Annotated in this window: 16 protein-coding genes; 4 read left to right on the forward strand and 12 right to left on the reverse strand. The window is 40.6% G+C overall.

The genetic code is table 11. The annotated features are described in order from the left end of the window. The first annotated feature begins 60 nt into the window (after positions 1 to 60). Positions 61 to 957: a cupredoxin domain-containing protein gene (locus BANVL01_RS09185; protein ID WP_066085917.1), complete on the forward strand. Its 897-nt coding sequence runs from the start codon at positions 61 to 63 to the stop codon at positions 955 to 957. Positions 958 to 992: 35 nt separating this feature from the next. Here the strand turns inward: BANVL01_RS09185 and BANVL01_RS09190 are convergent, their stop codons facing one another. From BANVL01_RS09190 to BANVL01_RS09220, 7 genes are all read right to left on the reverse strand, one after another. Next, positions 993 to 2,129, reverse strand: coding sequence for a cadherin-like beta sandwich domain-containing protein (locus BANVL01_RS09190; protein WP_066085914.1), 1,137 nt, complete (start codon positions 2,127 to 2,129; stop codon positions 993 to 995). Between the two features lie 90 nt (positions 2,130 to 2,219). Beyond that, a complete protein-coding gene (locus BANVL01_RS09195) occupies positions 2,220 to 2,762 on the reverse strand; it encodes a PepSY-associated TM helix domain-containing protein (protein ID WP_066085912.1) in 543 nt (180 codons plus the stop codon). A gap of 111 nt (positions 2,763 to 2,873) precedes the next feature. Next, positions 2,874 to 4,130, reverse strand: coding sequence for a sensor histidine kinase (locus BANVL01_RS09200; RefSeq protein ID WP_066085909.1), 1,257 nt, complete (start codon positions 4,128 to 4,130; stop codon positions 2,874 to 2,876). 8 nt (positions 4,131 to 4,138) lie between these two features. Continuing rightward, positions 4,139 to 4,810 carry a response regulator transcription factor gene (locus BANVL01_RS09205; protein WP_066085906.1) on the reverse strand — a complete coding sequence of 224 codons (672 nt, stop codon included), beginning with the start codon at positions 4,808 to 4,810 and terminating at the stop codon, positions 4,139 to 4,141. A gap of 86 nt (positions 4,811 to 4,896) precedes the next feature. Further along, on the reverse strand, positions 4,897 to 6,039 hold the full coding sequence (locus BANVL01_RS09210) for an ABC transporter permease (RefSeq protein ID WP_066096376.1): 1,143 nt from the start codon (positions 6,037 to 6,039) through the stop codon (positions 4,897 to 4,899). Position 6,040: 1 nt separating this feature from the next. Further along, complete coding sequence (locus tag BANVL01_RS09215) at positions 6,041 to 6,751, reverse strand: ABC transporter ATP-binding protein (protein ID WP_066085903.1); 711 nt, start codon at positions 6,749 to 6,751, stop codon at positions 6,041 to 6,043. Beyond that, entirely contained in the window at positions 6,751 to 7,695 is a 945-nt protein-coding gene (locus tag BANVL01_RS09220; RefSeq protein WP_066096373.1) for an efflux RND transporter periplasmic adaptor subunit, read from the reverse strand. Before BANVL01_RS09220 ends, BANVL01_RS09215 begins: the two co-directional genes overlap by 1 nt. A gap of 187 nt (positions 7,696 to 7,882) precedes the next feature. On the opposite strand from BANVL01_RS09220, the gene BANVL01_RS09225 reads away from it, so the two are divergent. From BANVL01_RS09225 to BANVL01_RS09235, 3 genes are all read left to right on the forward strand, one after another. Next, entirely contained in the window at positions 7,883 to 8,344 is a 462-nt protein-coding gene (locus BANVL01_RS09225; protein ID WP_066085899.1) for a MarR family winged helix-turn-helix transcriptional regulator, read from the forward strand. 4 nt (positions 8,345 to 8,348) lie between these two features. Next, complete coding sequence (locus BANVL01_RS09230) at positions 8,349 to 11,513, forward strand: MMPL family transporter (protein WP_066085896.1); 3,165 nt, start codon at positions 8,349 to 8,351, stop codon at positions 11,511 to 11,513. Between the two features lie 188 nt (positions 11,514 to 11,701). Then, positions 11,702 to 13,159, forward strand: a complete 1,458-nt coding sequence (locus BANVL01_RS09235) for an alanine/glycine:cation symporter family protein (RefSeq protein WP_066085893.1) — start codon at positions 11,702 to 11,704, stop codon at positions 13,157 to 13,159. Between the two features lie 79 nt (positions 13,160 to 13,238). On the opposite strand, the gene BANVL01_RS09240 is transcribed toward BANVL01_RS09235, so the two are convergent. From BANVL01_RS09240 to BANVL01_RS09260, 5 genes are read right to left on the reverse strand one after another with little or no spacing between them, the layout of a single operon-like run. Further along, positions 13,239 to 14,012: a serine hydrolase gene (locus BANVL01_RS09240; RefSeq protein WP_066085890.1), complete on the reverse strand. Its 774-nt coding sequence runs from the start codon at positions 14,010 to 14,012 to the stop codon at positions 13,239 to 13,241. 3 nt (positions 14,013 to 14,015) lie between these two features. After that, positions 14,016 to 15,026, reverse strand: a complete 1,011-nt coding sequence (locus BANVL01_RS09245; protein WP_280513660.1) for an ABC transporter ATP-binding protein — start codon at positions 15,024 to 15,026, stop codon at positions 14,016 to 14,018. Next, a complete protein-coding gene (locus tag BANVL01_RS09250; RefSeq protein WP_066085884.1) occupies positions 15,023 to 15,940 on the reverse strand; it encodes a C40 family peptidase in 918 nt (305 codons plus the stop codon). The genes BANVL01_RS09245 and BANVL01_RS09250 overlap by 4 nt, the downstream gene beginning before the upstream one ends. Further along, the gene (locus tag BANVL01_RS09255) at positions 15,933 to 17,033 is read right to left on the reverse strand and encodes a dipeptide epimerase (protein ID WP_066085881.1); all 1,101 of its coding nucleotides are present in this window, start codon (positions 17,031 to 17,033) and stop codon (positions 15,933 to 15,935) included. The genes BANVL01_RS09250 and BANVL01_RS09255 overlap by 8 nt, the downstream gene beginning before the upstream one ends. 16 nt (positions 17,034 to 17,049) lie before the next feature. After that, complete coding sequence (locus BANVL01_RS09260) at positions 17,050 to 17,973, reverse strand: S66 peptidase family protein (protein WP_066085878.1); 924 nt, start codon at positions 17,971 to 17,973, stop codon at positions 17,050 to 17,052. Positions 17,974 to 17,995 lie beyond the last annotated feature (22 nt).

Genomic DNA, 17,995 nt, shown 5'->3' on the forward strand with positions numbered 1-17,995 from the left:
TTTACATTTATAATACTCTTATGTTGTTTATTTCAAATGAAGCTTAAGAGGAGATTCCAAATGACAATTTTTTCGATTATTTCAGCTGCAGTTGTTGCGATTGGTACCGGTTATTCTATTTTTATAATATACCGTCATAAAAATCAACTGATGAATACGCCAGGGGTTATGATTAGTATGGTTATTGCAGTGATAACCGGCCTGCTTACAGGCAGTATTATTGGAATTCTTTCTGGCGAGACCTTTCTAGTCGTTGGTGTCAGCATGATCATTGGCTTTATCATTGGTTTTTTAGCCGGTCACCCCGTTGGAATTTTGGCTATTCTCATGGGGTCAATTGCTGGTTTAATGGGAAGTATAAATGGTGCTATACTCGGACTTTTCCTTCAGTTTATTAACCCAACCCTTTTATTAGGTATTTTATTAGGCTTTTATATTGTTATCATCGGCTTTGTAATTGTTTATATTAAGGTTGCTACAAATAACAAGTTTTCGATTGATACTCAGGAGCTTTCGCCATTTGCCATTTTAGGGGCAGGAGTTGTGCTTGTATCCTTGTTCCTATTCATGTATAGCAGTGATTTTGTGAAAATTCCAGGGAAAGATGAACCTGCTCAACCACAAGCACAACAAGCATCCAGCAATCTGGAGGTTCCAAAATCGGAAGTGGATGTGACGAACGAAGGCACACCAAAAGTGAAAATGCTCGTAACGGAAAAAGGCTACACACCTAACGTAATTCGAGTGAAAAAAGGGGTGGCGGTTGAACTAAAAATTGAAAATCCACTCAAAAATAATAGCTGCTTATCTACCTTTATGATCCCGGATTTTAATATTAATAATATCAATCTTATAGAAGGTACTACGAATTTAACATTCACACCAGACAAAACAGGAGAATTTACCTTCAGCTGTGGGATGAACATGTTTAAAGGAACTATCATTGTTGAACGGTAGCTTATAATTCTTATAAGCTACCGAACTTCAATTACTTATTCATCTCTATCAAACACAAGTACATATGTTTTTCGATCACCATCATCATAGGTTACTACAATGGGAATAATCGTTTTCTTATCATCTTCTAATTGAATTGTTTTGCTGCTGTCACCATTAATCATGATTGTAGAAGCATTGTAGCTTGCGGTTGGGTTAATAGTGAGCGTTTTTACATCATTTGAAACTGCTACATGGTAGGTAAATTTATTTTTGCTAAAATCCTTTCCCCAGGTACCATTGGAAACTGTTAGAGAAGAAAGTGTTGCCTTACTTGTCTTTTGCTCCGTAGCTGCGTTTTGCTGCTGCCCAGTTGGCAGGAAAGAATTATCTCTGCTATTCTGCGATGAATTGTTATTCGGTAAAAAATTATTATTCTTTGATGAATTGTTATTCTGTGATGAATTATTGGGTGTCGAACTTGTATCTGCAGCTTTGGTAACATGTAATGTATAAGTTCTCTTATCACCATTTTCTGCTGTAACGACAATAATTATGTCTGTTTTTCCATCCGGGAGTTTTACGGAAACACCTGCCCCCTTTACTAAAGTTCCATTCACTGCGATGGTTGCTGTCTTATCAATTGCCGTGGGGGTAATCATGATGGCATTAACATCGTTTGTTACTTGAACAGTATAATCAGTTATTGCAGAAGAAAATGCCGGCGAGAGTGCCCCCGCAGATAGTGTAATAGTTTGCAATAGATTATTTGCACTTTGTTTTCTTGTAATTGTTAAGGTATAAGTATTTGCTGTTTGGCTGCCATCACTCACCGTGATTAGAAAGGTATTTATTCCGGTTTGCAGCGAAAAAGTTTCTTCTTTTCCACTAGTTACTGTTTGGCCATTAATGAAAATGGACGATGCTGGATTACTACCTTCTACAAGTAACTTAAACGTTTGAACATCATTTTCAACGGTCGCTGAATATTCCTTTACATCTGACGAAAAGGGCTGGTCCAACTTAATCCCGGTAATTTCTAAGTTAGCAAGAGTGTTAGTCCTTGGGTTTTCCTGATTTACATTGGAATTACCTTCAGCATATGCCGTTGAAATGTATGATCCAGAAACCATCCCGAGCATGGATACAGCTAGTAATAGATTTATTGCCTTTTTTTGCACCTTACTTTTCATTACTGTGCCTCCTCTATACTATCATTTTGAAATTTGGACTAACTTTATCACTTAATGCTTAAGTTTAGCTTAATTTTCATAGGCTTTTGATTAAGTAAGGTCGATGTTATCTTCATGGTGTTTCTTCCTCTTTCGCTCGGCACCAAGAACTTTAAACGATAAATAAATACCTGTTCCCGTTAGGAACATCATTGCAAGGGCAACGAGGTCTAATAGCCACTTAATGTTTGTATTGCCAATTCTTCCTTCATGAAGGCCGCGGATGATGCTAAGGGCAGAACCTTGTCCCATTCCTTCTCTTCTAAATCCTGCAGCAAAATTTCCATTTCCGTCCAATCCACGACGTCCTTGGAATTGACCATTTCCATTTGTTCCTCTTTGCCACTGTGATTGTCCTTGATCAGGAGCTTGTCCATCTGGTTGACCATTACTTTCATCAAAATTATCTTGCCTTCCTTGAAGAACTTGCCCTTGTCTAAATTGACCCGGCTGGAAATTCCCTCCCACCATTACTGGCTGTGATTGTCCGATTAACCATGGTTCATTCATTAATAACCCACTAAGTGCTTCGATAAAAATGAACACTGAAGCAATTAAGCCGATCCATAAATGGGCTCTTCTCGTCTTTTTCATTACAGTAATCTCCCTTCAAATCAACATACTGCACGAAATGTGCTTGCACTATTGCTATACATATTATGAAGGGAAATCCTTAAGTTTTTCTTAACAAGAAAAGCCCAAAATTTAAGTTTTTTGGGCTTTTGGAAAAATTATTTCTATGGTTGTCCCCTTATTAAGGGTGCTGGTAACCTTTGTTTTTCCATGATGCTTTTCAATAATCCATTTGGCAATTGACAAACCTAGCCCCGTCCCTTCAATAGCCATCCGTGCCTTATCACTTTGAAAAAAGCGGTCAAAGATTTTCGAAATATCAGTTTCGGGGATACCAATCCCGTTATCTTTCACTTGAAAGAAAATCGAAGAGTGGCTTTGTGTGCACGAAAGAAGAATCTCACCGCCTTCATTTGTATACTTCATTGCGTTGTCCAATAAAATAACTATTAGCTGGTGAATTCTCTCTTTATCCGCAAAAAAATGAACGGGTTCAGCTACTTCAAGTCGAAGAAACTTTTCTTGATAAATAGCAATTTCTTCATATTGTTGGATGATTTCCTTTAAAAGCTCATTAAGTTGGAAGTCTGACTTTTTCATTTCAATTTGATCAGAATCTGATCTGGCAAGTGTCAGTAAATTCGTCACCAGTTTAGACAAACGCCTTGATTCATTGGAAATCGTCGAAACATCGAGAATTTTTTCTTGTATTGTCGCTCCAGGTGAACGAAATAGTAAATCTGTTTTTGCTTGAATGACGGCTAACGGTGTTCTTAACTCATGTGAGGCATCGGAAACAAACTCCTGCTGCTTCTGCCACGCGTTTGTAATCGGAACCAAAGCCCTTCCCGCTAAGAAGTAACCAAATGCAATTGCACAAATCACCCCCACACCACAACCTACTAGGATGATTAACAATAGCCTGTCTAATAAATCTTTTTCTGAATTGACATTGCGAATATATTGTACGGTTACTTTTCCAACTTTGGGAGCTTCAATTTGAAAAGCAATATATCTAAAAGAAAAGTCTCCCACTTTAACATCCTGCACCTTGTTCAGATTCTTCGGTTGAATGAACTTTTCATTGTCCTTAAATAATTCGAAATCCCGGTTCAGCTCTGCTAAAAGCTGCTTGTCTTCATTCCAAAATAGTGTCATGATTCTTGGATCTCTCCGGATTATCCTTGGTCCCGGACCTCCTCCAATGATCACTTGCCTCGGCTGCGATTGGTTTATAAAAATATCAACTGATTCACGCAATGATTTGTCAACATCCTTATAGAGTCTACTTTCTGTATAAAAATAAATAATGGCTCCGAGAATGCTAATTAAAAAGATAAAAACCAAGGAGTTTAACAAGGTTAGTCTTATATGTGTTTGGCGAAACATTTTAGCTCCTATTCTTCGTTTAGCATATAGCCGACGCCACGAATCGTTTTAATATCAGTATGATAACCAAATGGTTCTAATTTTTTGCGGAGATGGTGCATGAACACTTCAACAATAGCAATTGTCGTATCGGAATCAAAGCCCCAAACACGGTCATAGATTTGCTCTTTTGTTAAAATTGCCCCTTTGTTTTGAATTAGATATTCTAATAGCACATATTGCTTAGACGTTAATTTAACTGGCTTGCGATTAACATGGATGTCTCGCTCTTTGCCCAACAGCTCTATACCTCGATATTGAATCGTTTGATTTGTCGTTAAGCTGCCGCTCCGCCTTAATAACGCACGGATTCTAGCCTTTAATTCCGCGGTCTGAAACGGCTTAACTAAATAATCATCACCGCCGCTATCCAAGCCCTTTACCCGATCCTCTAGAGAATCCCTTGCCGTTAAGAAGAGAACTGGTATTTTTAACCCTCCTTCCCGAATCGTTTGGAGGACCTCAAAACCATCAATTTCCGGAATCATCACATCTAAAACAATGGCATCATGAATATTTTGCATCGCCAAAAATAAAGCATCTTCCCCATTCGATGCTTGGTCTACTTCAAATTCGTCTGATAAAAGCTGTACGATTGACTCCAGTAACAAAAGGTTATCTTCCACCACTAATAAACGCATCTTTTCCGCTCCTCAAAAATACTACTCTTATTATATAACAATCAAGCGGACGCAACATATGTGTGTCCGCTTTTTACCTTTTACCATTATTCATAACGAAGTGCTTGAATTGGATTTAATTTGGATGCTTTATTTGCAGGAAATACGCCAAATATTACTCCAACTGCCAATGAAAATAAGAAAGATGATAATATAACTGTCGATGTGAACGATACAGTCAAGCTTAAAAGGGATGATAATATTTCCCCCAATCCTATTCCCGCTAATATCCCAATGATGCCGCCAACCCCGCTTAAAACCACAGCTTCGATCAGGAATTGGAGAAGAACATCCCGTCTTTTCGCCCCAATCGCTTTACGAATCCCAATTTCCTTTGTTCGTTCCGATACCGATACGAGCATGATATTCATGATTCCGATTCCCCCAACTAACAAAGAAATACTAGCAATACCACCTAACATCATTGTCATTGTATTGCTGACAGAGCTCATCGTATCCATTAGATCCTTCTGGTTCATCACACTATAGGAATCGCTCTTGCTAGGAAAAAAGGAAGCCATTTTTATTTCAACTTCATTCATGACAAAATCCATTTGATTTTCACTTTTTCCTTGTAAAAAAACCTGATTGATCGTCGTACTTTTTACTAAGCGCTGTCCTGTACTTAACGGTACAATCACGACATTGTCGCCACTTTGACCCAAGGAGCTTCCCTTTGAGGCCAAAACGCCAACAACCTTGAAGGACGTCCCTTCTATTTGAAGATATTGACCAACTGGGTTTTCCATTCCAAAAAATGTGGCAGCTGTATCTGCCCCAATGACGGCAATCTTCTGCCGATATTCTATATCCAAATCGGTAATGAATCGGCCTTGACTAACCAATACATCCCGAACAGTGGAATAGGCGGCATTGGTTCCGGTTAAGGAAACCTGTGAAGCCGTTCTATCCTTTTTCACATTTACACGCCCCTGTATGACAGGTGCTACCGCTTTAACCCCGTTTAATTTACTTAACTCATCAATTTTTCCATCTGATAAGGCAACATCTGTTCCAAAGGTATTAATGGTTAATAAATTTGTGCCTAATTGGTTAATTTGGCTTGTAACATTTTGCGCGGACCCTTCCGCAATTGATACGAGAATAATAACCGAGGAAACCCCAATAATCATCCCTAGCATCGTTAATGCCGATCTTAGCTTATTCCCCATAATACTACGGAGTGCCATTTTAATAGATTGCAAAATTCCCAAATAGTTCTCCCCCGTTCTCTTGCAGCTGCCCATCTTGTATACTGACCATTCTATTTGCTTGTTTGGCAATCATTAAATCATGGGTTATTAAAATAATCGTATGGCCTAGTTCGTTTAATTCCTTCATTAAGAATAAAATTTCCTGACTGGTTTTGCTGTCTAGGGCACCTGTCGGTTCATCAGCAAGGAGTATCGATGGATTGCCGGCAAGTGCTCTAGCAATAGCAACCCGCTGTTGCTGGCCCCCCGACAGCTGGGTTGGCAAATTTCGTGCACGCTCTTTCAAGCCAACTTTATCCAGACTCTCTATGGATCTTTCACGTCGTTCTTTTGTAGGTATACCTGCATATAACAAGGGCAGTTCTACATTCTCAAGTGCTGATAATTTTGTTAACAGATTAAAGTTTTGAAAGATAAAGCCGATTTTTTGATTGCGGATGACTGCTAACTGATTATCATTCATTTTCCCAATATCTTTACCATCTAGTAAATAGGTTCCGGATTGTGGCCTGTCCAAACAGCCAATCATATTCATTAAGGTCGACTTCCCTGAACCTGACGGACCAATGATCGCTAAAAAATCACCGCTTTCAATTTCAATGGATACATTATTTAAGGCATGGATGGTTTCACCGCCAAGCTTATATGATTTCATGAGATTCCTTATTTGAATAATCGGTTTACCCATTAGTTTCCGTCCTTTCCTTTAAACTGTACTGGTCCACCTTCCATGCGGACCATTCCTCCCATCCTGCCATTACCGCCCATTCCTCTCATTTGATTTCCAGAGGAGCTTCCACTTGTAGCTAATTGCGGTAATTGTACCGTTTCACCTGCAGTAAGACCTTCAGTGATTTCCACAAAATCCTCATTCGCTAACCCGGTTTTGACTGTCTTACGCGCGCTTTCTTGATTTTGATTATCTGAAACTTCGATGACAAATTTTTCCCCATTGACTGTATGAACAGCATCCAGAGGAACATAAAGAGCATTATCTTTAGATGCAGTTAGGATGCTTGCCTCCGTACTCATTCCCACTTTAAGATTATCTGGTTTGTCGATATGAATGGTAACATCAAAAGTAGAAACGCCGTTTGCTGAAGTCCCTTCCTCAGCAACTGAAGACACTTTTCCAGTGTAACTCTGATCCGGATAGGCATTTACTTTTAAGTTAACAGTTTGATCCATTTTAATTTTAGGAATATCTAACTCATCGATTTGAACAACTGTTTGTAAGTCCTTGTAGTTCGTTAAATGGGCGACAGCTTGTCCATTATTTACCCGTTCTCCGTTTTGGACCGCTATAGTGGTAATCACCCCATCTGCTGGAGCGATAATGGGATCACTTCCATCCACATATGTCATTAAGATCGCTCCTTTTTTAACTTCCTCTCCAGCCGAAACGAGAACTTCATCTATTTCATTGGTATCAACTGTAGACTTAATATCCTCGCTTGTTACCGGCTGTACCGTTCCCGACCCGCTAATCTTGACATCTAATTTTCCTTTTTGAACGACTGCTGTTCTTTCTTGTCCCATTGCTGCTTGTGGACTTGATTTTGCCGAAACCCATTGGTATCCGACAAATCCCACAATCAGAACACCCAATGCAATTAAAATCCATTTTTTCATCGATTCATACTCCTTTTCTAATCCTGGGCAAATACCAGAATGCTTTTTAATTGGAATAAGCCTATTATTATCTTCGTTCCTTAACTTTTCCTTAAAGATAAGCAATTGACACTCCTTTTCGTTTGTTTTATAGTTAAAGAGGTGAATAGTTAAACAGTTGAACTAAATTAGTGAGGTGGAAAATATTGTGACTAACCAGATTATTCAGGAGTTAATCGACCGATACGTGACTGTTTCTTTTCAAGTTCATAAAAAGGCGGAGTCATTAATCAAAGGGAAAATTGGCGATGATTTAACCAATGACCAGCACTACATATTAAGGTACATTTCTCAGTCAAGGGAATGCACTTCCTCTGAATTGGCTGATGCTTTTGAAGTGAATAAAAGTGCCATCACGGCGATTATCAACCGAATGGCCGATAAAGGACTCATTAAAAGAACTCGTGATGAAAACGACAGGAGAGTTGTATATTTAACGTTAACGGATGAAGGCAATATTCTTTATCAGAACTGCCAAGAAAAAATTCAATTTCTCGTGGAATCCATTATTACTCAATTTGAAGAGTCAGAAATTAAGAATTTTATCAATACGTATGAAAAATTAGCGCAAATTTTAGACAAGAAGAAAAAGGAAGAACTGGGGGAATAACAAAATGAGAGCAATAATTAGAGGAAAATGGTTCATCCTCGTTGCATGGATTGCTGTGATCACCGCTCTGTTTATGGTCGCTCCAAATATGGAAGCACTTGTCCGCGAGAAGGGACAAATTAAAGTACCCGCAGGTTATTCATCGACCATCGCCGAAAAAGTCCTCAAGGATGCCCAGTCGAGTGAAAACAAAGGCAGTCATCTTCAAACAGCCCTAGTCTTCCATAGTAATAAAAAGTTAACAAAGGATGATTTTTCGACAGCAGAAAAAGCGGTAAAACTAATTGAAAAGAATAAGAATGAACTTGGAATTACTGATATCCTCACACATTTCAATCAAGAACAGCTTAAGGATCAGCTTGTTTCAAAAGATGGGAAAACCATTCTTGTTTCGCTAAAAGTAACCGCAAATGGCCGGGAAGCTAAAGATATTTCGAAAGATTTATATAAAGTGATTGATGAGACCAAGCTTGCTCATTATTATACAGGCGGCTGGGTCATCGGAGAGGATCTTGTCACAAACTCACAAGAAGGCTTGAAAAAAACAGAAGGAATCACTGTTGGTTTCATTTTGATTGTTCTCCTGCTAGTGTTTAGATCTGCTGTCGCACCGATTATTCCGTTAGTAACCGTCGGCTTCAGCTATCTTACGGCACAATCAATCGTCTCAATATTAGTGGATAAGTTTAACTTTCCACTGTCAACCTTTACACAGATTTTCTTGGTCGCCGTCCTGTTTGGGATTGGTACAGACTATTGTATCCTCCTCCTCAGCCGCTTTAAAGAAGAACTGGCTAAGAGAGATAATGCGCATGAAGCGATTGTTACCACTTATCGAACGGCTGGAAAAACCGTTTTATTCAGTGGTATGGCGGTTTTAATTGGCTTTGCATCGATTGGTTTTTCAACCTTCCAGCTTTACAAATCGGCAGCCGCCGTTGCCGTAGGTGTGGCCATTCTATTAATCGCGCTTTTCACTGTCGTGCCCTTTTTCATGGCCGTGCTTGGAAAAAAACTATTTTGGCCTTCCAAAGGCAAGCTTGAGCATGGTGATAGCAAATTCTGGGGCTTTGCCGGCAAATTTGCCCTAGCGCGTCCGTTGATTGCCTTTATCCTTGTCGCCGTCATTTCGGTGCCGTTTTTATTCACCTATAAGGGTCAATTATCCTTTAACTCACTTGAGGAAATCAGTGATGATTATCCTTCGATAAAAGGCTTCAATATCATAGCTGACTCATTCGGTCCCGGTGAATCGATGCCAACACAAATTGTCATCAAAAACGATGATAAGATGAGCACATCGGATTATATCGCGCTAACAGAAAAAATCAGCCAGGAGCTGAAAAAAGTAAATGATGTAAAAACCGTTCGTTCTGTAACCCGGCCAACAGGCGCACCGATTGATGATTTTTATCTATCGAAACAAGTAGGCAGCCTTGGGGACAGACTTGGTGAAGGAAATGACGGCATCAAGAAAATCAGTGACGGTCTTGCCGAAGCAAGCAGCCAGATGGCAGCAAACCAGCCAAAAATGCAGGAAGCTACAAATGGGCTTCACACCTTGATTGATGGGACCAATGACCTTAAAACCGGGGTCGGTACCATTGAAGATAATCTGACTAAAATTCAAAATGGTTTAAAAGATGGTTCAACAAGTATTGCCCAGGCACGTGCCGGATTAGTTGAAATAAAGGCTGGGGCTGAAAAAGTCCGTGATGGCGGCAAACAACTACTTGAGGGTTATAAATCCGCCAGCATAGGCATCGGAACACTTAAAGGCTATTATGATGATCTTGCAGGGAAAGTAGATTTACTAAACAAAAGCCTAGTTGCGATGGATTCATATTTCACTGGTCTTGAACAAGAATATCCTACGATTGACCAAAGTGAAAACTATCAAGCTATAAAAATGACGATAAAAGGTGTTCCAGGTAATCCGGATGCTCTAGGTGCACAAGCGGCAACTCAACAATTAGCCGGCGGCTTGAAGCAAATAAATGAACAACTGACAGGAGCAAAAAACGGACTTAATATGGCGAATGGCCAATTTGAAACAATAATTGCCGGTCAAGAACAGCTGGTAGGTGGGTTGGATCAGTTTATTACAAAAATCGGCGCTCTTGAAACAGGGCTTGCCGAAGCGGCTGACGGACAAGGAAAAATTATTGACCAAGGCCTTTCACCTATTTCTAGTGGTTTGGATGGCCTGAAAAACGGACAGCAGCAATTCTTAACTGGTTTTCAGGATATAAACGGTCAAATCACTCAGCTTTCAGATGGCTTAACCCAAAGTGCGGATGGCTTGAATCAAGTTTCAAACGGTCTCAACTCCGCTGAGGATTATTTTGCAGATGTAGCGAAACAAAAACAGAACGGTTTTTATATTCCGCAGAACGTATTGGATAGCCAAGACTTTGAGCAAGCACTCAATGCTTATATGTCAGCGGATCGCAAAGTGATGACGATTGATGTCGTCTTTAATAAAAATCCGTATTCCAATGCAGCGATTAATCGAATCCCAGAAATAAAGCAGGCGGTCAAACGAGCAGTTAAGGATACAAAGCTTGAAAATGCAAAAGTGGCCGTTGGCGGTGTATCAAGTATGCACAATGACCTGGATACCATTTCCAAGGCAGATTATTCTCGGACCGTTGTACTTATGCTTATCGGGATTAGTATCATCCTAATCATTTTACTGCGTTCCATCATTATGCCGCTTTACTTAATTGGTTCCTTAATCCTAACCTACTTTACTTCAATGGCAATTTCGGAAATGATTTTTGTTCATTTGCTGGGTTATTCAGGTATAAGCTGGGCGGTACCATTCTTTGCCTTTGTTATCTTGGTAGCGCTTGGGATTGACTACAGCATATTCTTAATGGACCGGTTCAACGAATACCGGGATTTACCGGTTGAACAAGCGATCCTTCAATCGATGAAAAAGATGGGCACCGTCATTATTTCAGCTGCCATCATCTTAGGTGGGACATTCGCCGCAATGATGCCATCCGGCGTTTTATCATTGCTCGAAATTGCTACAATTCTATTAATCGGCCTAGCATTGTATGCATTAATTGTCCTGCCATTGTTTGTCCCTGTAATGGTGAAAACCTTTGGCGAAGCCAACTGGTGGCCTTTTAACAATAATAATGTAAATAACTTGAAATAATATTCGTGCACGCTGGTCATAAAGGTCAGCGTGCGTTTTATATAGGGGCAGTTCCCATCGATTATGTCCTATTAAAAATAGAGCGACAACAGTCGACAAAATAATATTTTAAAAATAAAAAAAATTCCTTTTATTCACATAATATTCTGTTATATAATAATAATGATTAAGGACAAAGGGGGAATTTTATGGAGAATTTTGTTAACTGGCTCAATGATATCATTTGGAGTCCCGCACTTATTTACTTATGTTTAGGGACAGGATTGTTTTACTCTATTGCAACTAGATTTCTTCAAGTGAGACATATGAAAGACATTATTCCTTTAATATTTAAAGGAGGAAAATCAGAAGCAGGTATTTCCTCATTTCAAGCATTAAGCCTTGCACTATCAGGTCGGGTTGGAACCGGTAATATTGCTGGTGTAGCTACTGCAATTGCCTTTGGAGGTCCTGGTGCAGTTTTCTGGATGTGGGCAATTGCGTTCTTAGGGGCAGGTTCAGCCTTTGTTGAAGCAGCCTTAGGTCAGGTTTATAAAGTAAAACAAAACGGTCAGTTCCGTGGTGGCCCTGCCTATTACATAGAAAAGGGATTAAAATTGAAGTGGTATGCAGTGTTGTTTGCGATTGTAACCGTCATTGCAACAGGGGTGCTTTTACCAGGTGTTCAAGCCAATAGTATTGCGTCAGCAGTTGAAAACGCTTTCTCTATTAAACCCTGGATAACAGGTCTTGTAATCATTGTTTGTTTAGCCATCATTATTTTTGGTGGAGTTAAACGGATAGCTCGAGTTGCTGAATTTGTCGTACCTTTCATGGCTTTAGGATACATCATTGTCGCACTTATCATTACGTTTATAAATATTTCAGCATTACCAGGCGTAATTAAATTAATCTTCTCGAGTGCATTTGGAGCTGATGCAGCATTTGGAGGAATATTAGGGGCCGCGATTTCTTGGGGAGTTAAACGCGGAATCTATTCAAATGAAGCTGGCCAAGGTACGGCGCCTCATGCTGCCGCTGCTGCTGAAGTATCACATCCCGCAAAACAAGGAATTGTTCAAGCATTTTCAGTCTATATCGATACATTATTTGTCTGCTCTGCAACCGCATTTATGATATTGATAACCGGAATGTACAATGTTAAACCTGATGAAAATACAGTGCTTGTCAATACTCTTGGCGATGTTGAACCGGGGCCAATATTCACGCAAAGAGCAGTAGAATCTGTCTTCCCAAGCTTCGGTGCTCCATTCGTTGCGATTGCCTTATTATTCTTTGCCTTTACAACGATCATGGCCTATTATTATATGGCAGAAACAAATCTAGCCTATATTAATCAAAAAACAAGACGCGTATGGACAGAATTTGTTTTAAAAATTGCCTTTTTAGGAATGACGTTCTACGGAACAGTGAAAACCGCAAAACTTGCTTGGGCCATGGGAGATATTGGTGTTGGAAGTATGGCTTGGCTAAATATCATTGCGATCCTGCTTTTAACTAAACCTGCCTTGAAAGTTCTAAAAGATTATGAGGCACAGAAGAAAGATGGAAAAGATCCAGTTTTCGATCCGGTTAAAATCGGTCTAAAAGATGCAGATTTCTGGGAGAAAGAATATACTTATATTGAAGAAGAAAAGACTGGATGATCATAATAATTATAATAGACTGACTGTATTAATACAGTCAGTCCATTATTTTTAATAGGAATAAAACACTCTTATACTACTATTCTTCAACTAAATGATCATATAAATGCTTACCAATTTTACTAATTAGCTGCTTAGCTGCAAAGTGGTTATCCAATTGATCTGTTAATACTACAGCATACGCGGTTTTCCCGCCGTACTTGAGGATCGCACAATCATGCTCGACATTCGGCAGCCCGCCTGTTTTACTTGCCGCAAAAACCCGATCAAGGTCCATCATTGCCGTAAGCTTATCATGGAACTGTTGGTAATGCATAATTTCTACTGCAAGCTTGCGGCTTTCTTCTGATAAAAAATCCCCTTCATTAATTACCTTCAAGCATTTGATCATATCCGATGGACTAGTAAAATTATTATAGCCTTGCTCAATGGCTTCAAAATCCATCATTTTTCGGCTGAGTTTAGTATGCTCCATCGATAATTTTTCAATAGTGCTGTTAATAGAGTCCATTCCTAATAAATCTATTAATAAATTAGTCGTCGTGTTATCAGAAACGGTAATCATTAAGGTCATTAGGTCTTTTATCGTCATTGATACTTTTGCCGATAATGCCTGCAGGACACCTGATCCGCCAACCCTTTTATCAATGGTCGTTAACTCATTCAGGTTTATTTTTCCTGTTTCAGCCTGCCGGAGTCCCTCAATTAATATCGGAACCTTTATCACACTTGCGGATGGAAAGACTTCCACACTGTTTAAAGAAATACGTTTATTCGCAATTTCAACCGCTATCCCAATTCTCCCTTGAAAGCAGGTAATTTCTCCCTTTATTTTCTCCTCTAAGGTCAACATCGTTTATCTCGTCGCGGCAACTTGCGAATAATCCTGGCCGCCGGTCCTGTTTTTATCATATAAATGACAAGCAACAAAATGATCCTTGTCTATTTCCTGCCATTTTGGTTTTTCGGATGCACATACTTCCATCGCTGCTGGGCAGCGTGTTCGAAACACACAGCCGCTTGGAGGATTAATTGGGCTAGGGAGCTCCCCTTGTAAAATAATCCGTTCCCGTTGATCCTCCACATCCGGGTCAGGAATCGGAATCGCTGACAGCAGTGCTTGGGTATAGGGATGCATCGGCTTATTATACAGCTCAGTGCTGGACGTTAACTCTACTAATTGACCTAAATACATGACGCCAATCCGGTCGCTGATTTGTTTTACCATGGAAAGGTCATGAGCGATGAATAGGTAGGTTAACCCTTTTTCCTTTTGAAGCCGCTTCAACAAGTTCACCACCTGGGCTTGGATGGACACATCTAAAGCGGAAATCGGTTCATCTGCAATAATAAATTCGGGGTCCAGCGCCAGTGCACGGGCAATGCCAATTCGTTGGCGCTGGCCGCCGCTGAACTCATGGGGATAACGATTGGCATGGTCTTTATTTAAGCCAACATCCTCTAATAATTGATAGACCCGCTTCATTCGTTCCTTTTTATTTGGATAAAGGCCATGAACTTCCATCGGCTCAGAGATAATTTCACTTACGGTTGATCTCGGGTTTAATGATGCATATGGATCTTGAAAAATCATTTGGATTTGCCGGTGAAAGGCAAACCGTTCCCGCGATTTTAAGTTGTGAATGTTTTTCCCGTTAAAAAGAACTTCCCCTTCTGTCCGGTCATATAGGCCGATGATTGTCCTGCCGGCAGTGGATTTGCCGCAGCCCGATTCACCAACGATGCCAAAGGTTTCGCCCTTATTAATATGAAATGTTACCCCGTCAACCGCTTTCAGGATTTCGCCATGCCCTAAATCGAAATGCTTTTTCAAGTTATTTACCTGTAGTAATTTTTCCATAATTATGCCTCCGTATCATTCCAGTAACGCCTTGCAGCACAAAGTTCCCGCTCGTAAATGGTTCCTGAAAGCGGAATAATTTCAACCGTTTTACCGGTGTTCGGAGCGTGAAGCAGTTTCCCGTCACCGTAATAAATACCGACGTGATGGATACTCCCTTTCCCTTCTTCATAGGCAAAGAACAATAAATCTCCAGGTTTTATATCTGTTGTGGCAACTGGTTTTCCTGCACTTGCTTGATCATGAGCATCACGGGGAATGACATAGCCATTTGCCTTACACATGGAATAGCTAAAACCAGAGCAATCATAGCCATAACTGCTCATCCCTCCCCAAAGGTAGGGCAGGCCTAGGAATTGTTCTCCAGCGGAAACAATATCGCTTCCTGTCCCTTTGTAACGTGCTGCTAAGGATTCAAAGACAACAATATTTTCCCAGCCTAATGCACCGGTCCCATCCGGAATTTTGACTAGTACCTGCGAATTCTCTTCTTTCATAAGCGGCAGCGTCGTTTGAAACGATACTTCCAAAGTACCGCCTTCTTTCGAAAGAATAGCCTTCGGTCTGTTTACAACTACCACAGGTCCGTTATCTAGAGTCCAGTCCTCAAGACATTTCATTAATTGACATTTCGGAACCCAGCCAGGATAGCCGCTCTCATTTTTAGATGAAGGCTGACTCGGGATAATGATTTGAGCCCACTCCTCTTTTTCCTCTACGAGCAAAACCTCTTGACCGAATAAAAGCTGCGTTTGAACAAGGTTGTCTTCGCATAAACCTAACCGTGTTTCGTATGTTAAGCCGGATAACCATGCTTTTATATCCACTGGGTTTGTGACCGCATCCCAATCAATTTCCCGGGCCGAATCAAAAGACGTCCAAACCGTAGCAACCGGAACACTAACAAGCCATTTATCCAATAGAAACTCCCCCTTCAAGAATAACCCCTTTAATCCCTAGACCTGGCTCGCTTGGCATTGTGATCAGTCGCCCATTATATTGGATTCCCCCATCAACAATTTCCTTCGCAAGCATCAACGGGGCATCAAAATCATAGCGGGTTATATTTTGCTTACTTGCGGCAAAATGAGCGGCAGCAGAAATCCCAAGACGGGTTTCAATCATACTGCCTACCATGCACTCGACACCGCATGTTTCGGCAAGCTGGTTAATAATCTGCGCCTGATAAATTCCGCCCGCTTTCATCAACTTGATATTAATTAAATCAGCACTTCTCGTTTTCAATACTTGAAAAGCCTGCTTAGGTGTAAACACACTTTCATCTGCCATTATCAGCGTATCGACATGGTCTGTTACTTGTTTTAGACCTTCGATATCATCTGCTTTCACAGGCTGTTCGACCAATTCAATCATTAAGCCGCTATCCTCCATTTTGCGAATGGCCCGGATGGCATCCTTGGCGTTCCAGCCTTGATTCGCATCGAGGCGGATTTTGATTTCGTTCCCAACCCGATTCCTCACTTCACGGATGCGTTCTAAATCGGTGTTAATATCATCCTTGCCCACCTTCACTTTCAGAACATTGAAACCTTGTTGGATATAGGAAACGGCGTCGTCGCCCATTTCTTCAGGTCCATTGACACTAACGGTGAAATCCGTCTCCAATTCCTGCTTATGCCCGCCAAGGAATTGATAAAGCGGCAGCTTGCAGTATTGGGCTAAGCAATCATAAAGAGCCATATCGACGGCTGCCTTTGCACTCGGATTCCCGACCAAAATCGTCTTCAATCCCTGAAAAAGAAATTCATAGTTTAATAGACTTTTCTTTTCTAAAAATGGTTTTATCACATGGTTGATGGCCGATTCGATGCTTAAGAGGCTGTCTCCGGTAATCACAACAGTAGGAGGTGCCTCTCCCCAGCCGACAATGCCATTATCACAGCTTATTTTTACAAAAACAGCCTCTGCCGTTGTAACGGTCCTTAGTGCTGTTTTGAACGGTTTCGTTAGTGGAACTGCGCCCCTAAACGTTTCAATTCGCTCAATCTTCATTCTATTTTACACTCCTTTACAAAATGCCGCTTTCGACAATTAGGGTTTTTTCCATCGTATTCATCGTCGCATTCACGCCAAGTGGTATAGAAATATGCGGATTACAGTGACCGATTTGGAATCCCTTTAAAGCAGGCTTGTTTGCACGCTCGAGATAATGATTGATTACCTCATCAAGCGTTAATGATAGCTCCCTTTTCGATGTACAATCACAAAAATCTCCTACCAAAATCCCGCTTGCTTCATCAAGCTTCCCAGCCATATAAAGCTGATTAAGCATCCGGTCTACTGAACGCGGCTCTTCATTGATATCTTCGATAAACAAAAGTTTTCCTTTTGTATCTATTTCAAATTTCGTGCCGAGCGTACTTACTAACAGTGACAGGTTGCCGCCTATGAGCGAACCGCTCGCTGTACCAGCAACTACCACCTCTAATGGAGAGAGCTGCTCGGTATAGGACAACGCTTCTGGATGAAACAATTGCAAAAATCCATCCCGTGATAATGCGTGTGTATTTTCCTTCCCGATATCAGATCCCAGCATAGGGCCATGAAAGGTAATCAGCCCTGTTTCTTGCCGAAAAGCAGTATGTAAAAAAGTAATGTCACTATAGCCCCAAAATATTTTTGGATTTTTTTTTATGATTTCATAGTCAATCCCTAAGGCAATTCGACCAGCTCCGTATCCCCCGCAGGCACAAATGATTGCCTTTACCTCTTTATCTAAAAACATCTCATGGAGATCATCAAGTCTTTCTTGATCTGTACCAGCTAAATAGCCATAAGTTTCATTAACACTTCTTCCCTTTTTGACCTTTAACCCTAGCCCTTGCAAATACTCAATGCCTCTTTCGAGATTTTCAAGGTTTGGCGGGCTTGCTGGGGCAATGACGCCAACAGTATCTCCCTTTTGCAGCCGATTTGGCTTTACAATCTTCATAAGGATAACCCCCTTCCAGGTT

The organism is Neobacillus novalis NBRC 102450 (assembly GCF_001591805.1).
Taxonomy (GTDB): domain Bacteria; phylum Bacillota; class Bacilli; order Bacillales; family Cytobacillaceae; genus Neobacillus; species Neobacillus novalis.

Bases quoted from the DNA above. Each gene is read 5' to 3' on its own strand.
- BANVL01_RS09240 (WP_066085890.1), bottom strand. From the start codon at position 14,012: ATGTTGACCTTAGAGGAGAAAATAAAGGGAGAAATTACCTGCTTTCAA.
- BANVL01_RS09205 (WP_066085906.1), bottom strand. From the start codon at position 4,810: ATGCGTTTATTAGTGGTGGAAGATAACCTTTTGTTACTGGAGTCAATC.
- BANVL01_RS09210 (WP_066096376.1), bottom strand. From the start codon at position 6,039: ATGGCACTCCGTAGTATTATGGGGAATAAGCTAAGATCGGCATTAACG.
- BANVL01_RS09195 (WP_066085912.1), bottom strand. From the start codon at position 2,762: ATGAAAAAGACGAGAAGAGCCCATTTATGGATCGGCTTAATTGCTTCA.
- BANVL01_RS09255 (WP_066085881.1), bottom strand. From the start codon at position 17,033: ATGAAGATTGAGCGAATTGAAACGTTTAGGGGCGCAGTTCCACTAACG.
- BANVL01_RS09185 (WP_066085917.1), top strand. From the start codon at position 61: ATGACAATTTTTTCGATTATTTCAGCTGCAGTTGTTGCGATTGGTACC.
- BANVL01_RS09200 (WP_066085909.1), bottom strand. From the start codon at position 4,130: ATGTTTCGCCAAACACATATAAGACTAACCTTGTTAAACTCCTTGGTT.
- BANVL01_RS09230 (WP_066085896.1), top strand. From the start codon at position 8,349: ATGAGAGCAATAATTAGAGGAAAATGGTTCATCCTCGTTGCATGGATT.
- BANVL01_RS09235 (WP_066085893.1), top strand. From the start codon at position 11,702: ATGGAGAATTTTGTTAACTGGCTCAATGATATCATTTGGAGTCCCGCA.
- BANVL01_RS09260 (WP_066085878.1), bottom strand. From the start codon at position 17,973: ATGAAGATTGTAAAGCCAAATCGGCTGCAAAAGGGAGATACTGTTGGC.
- BANVL01_RS09190 (WP_066085914.1), bottom strand. From the start codon at position 2,129: ATGAAAAGTAAGGTGCAAAAAAAGGCAATAAATCTATTACTAGCTGTA.
- BANVL01_RS09220 (WP_066096373.1), bottom strand. From the start codon at position 7,695: ATGAAAAAATGGATTTTAATTGCATTGGGTGTTCTGATTGTGGGATTT.
- BANVL01_RS09215 (WP_066085903.1), bottom strand. From the start codon at position 6,751: ATGGGTAAACCGATTATTCAAATAAGGAATCTCATGAAATCATATAAG.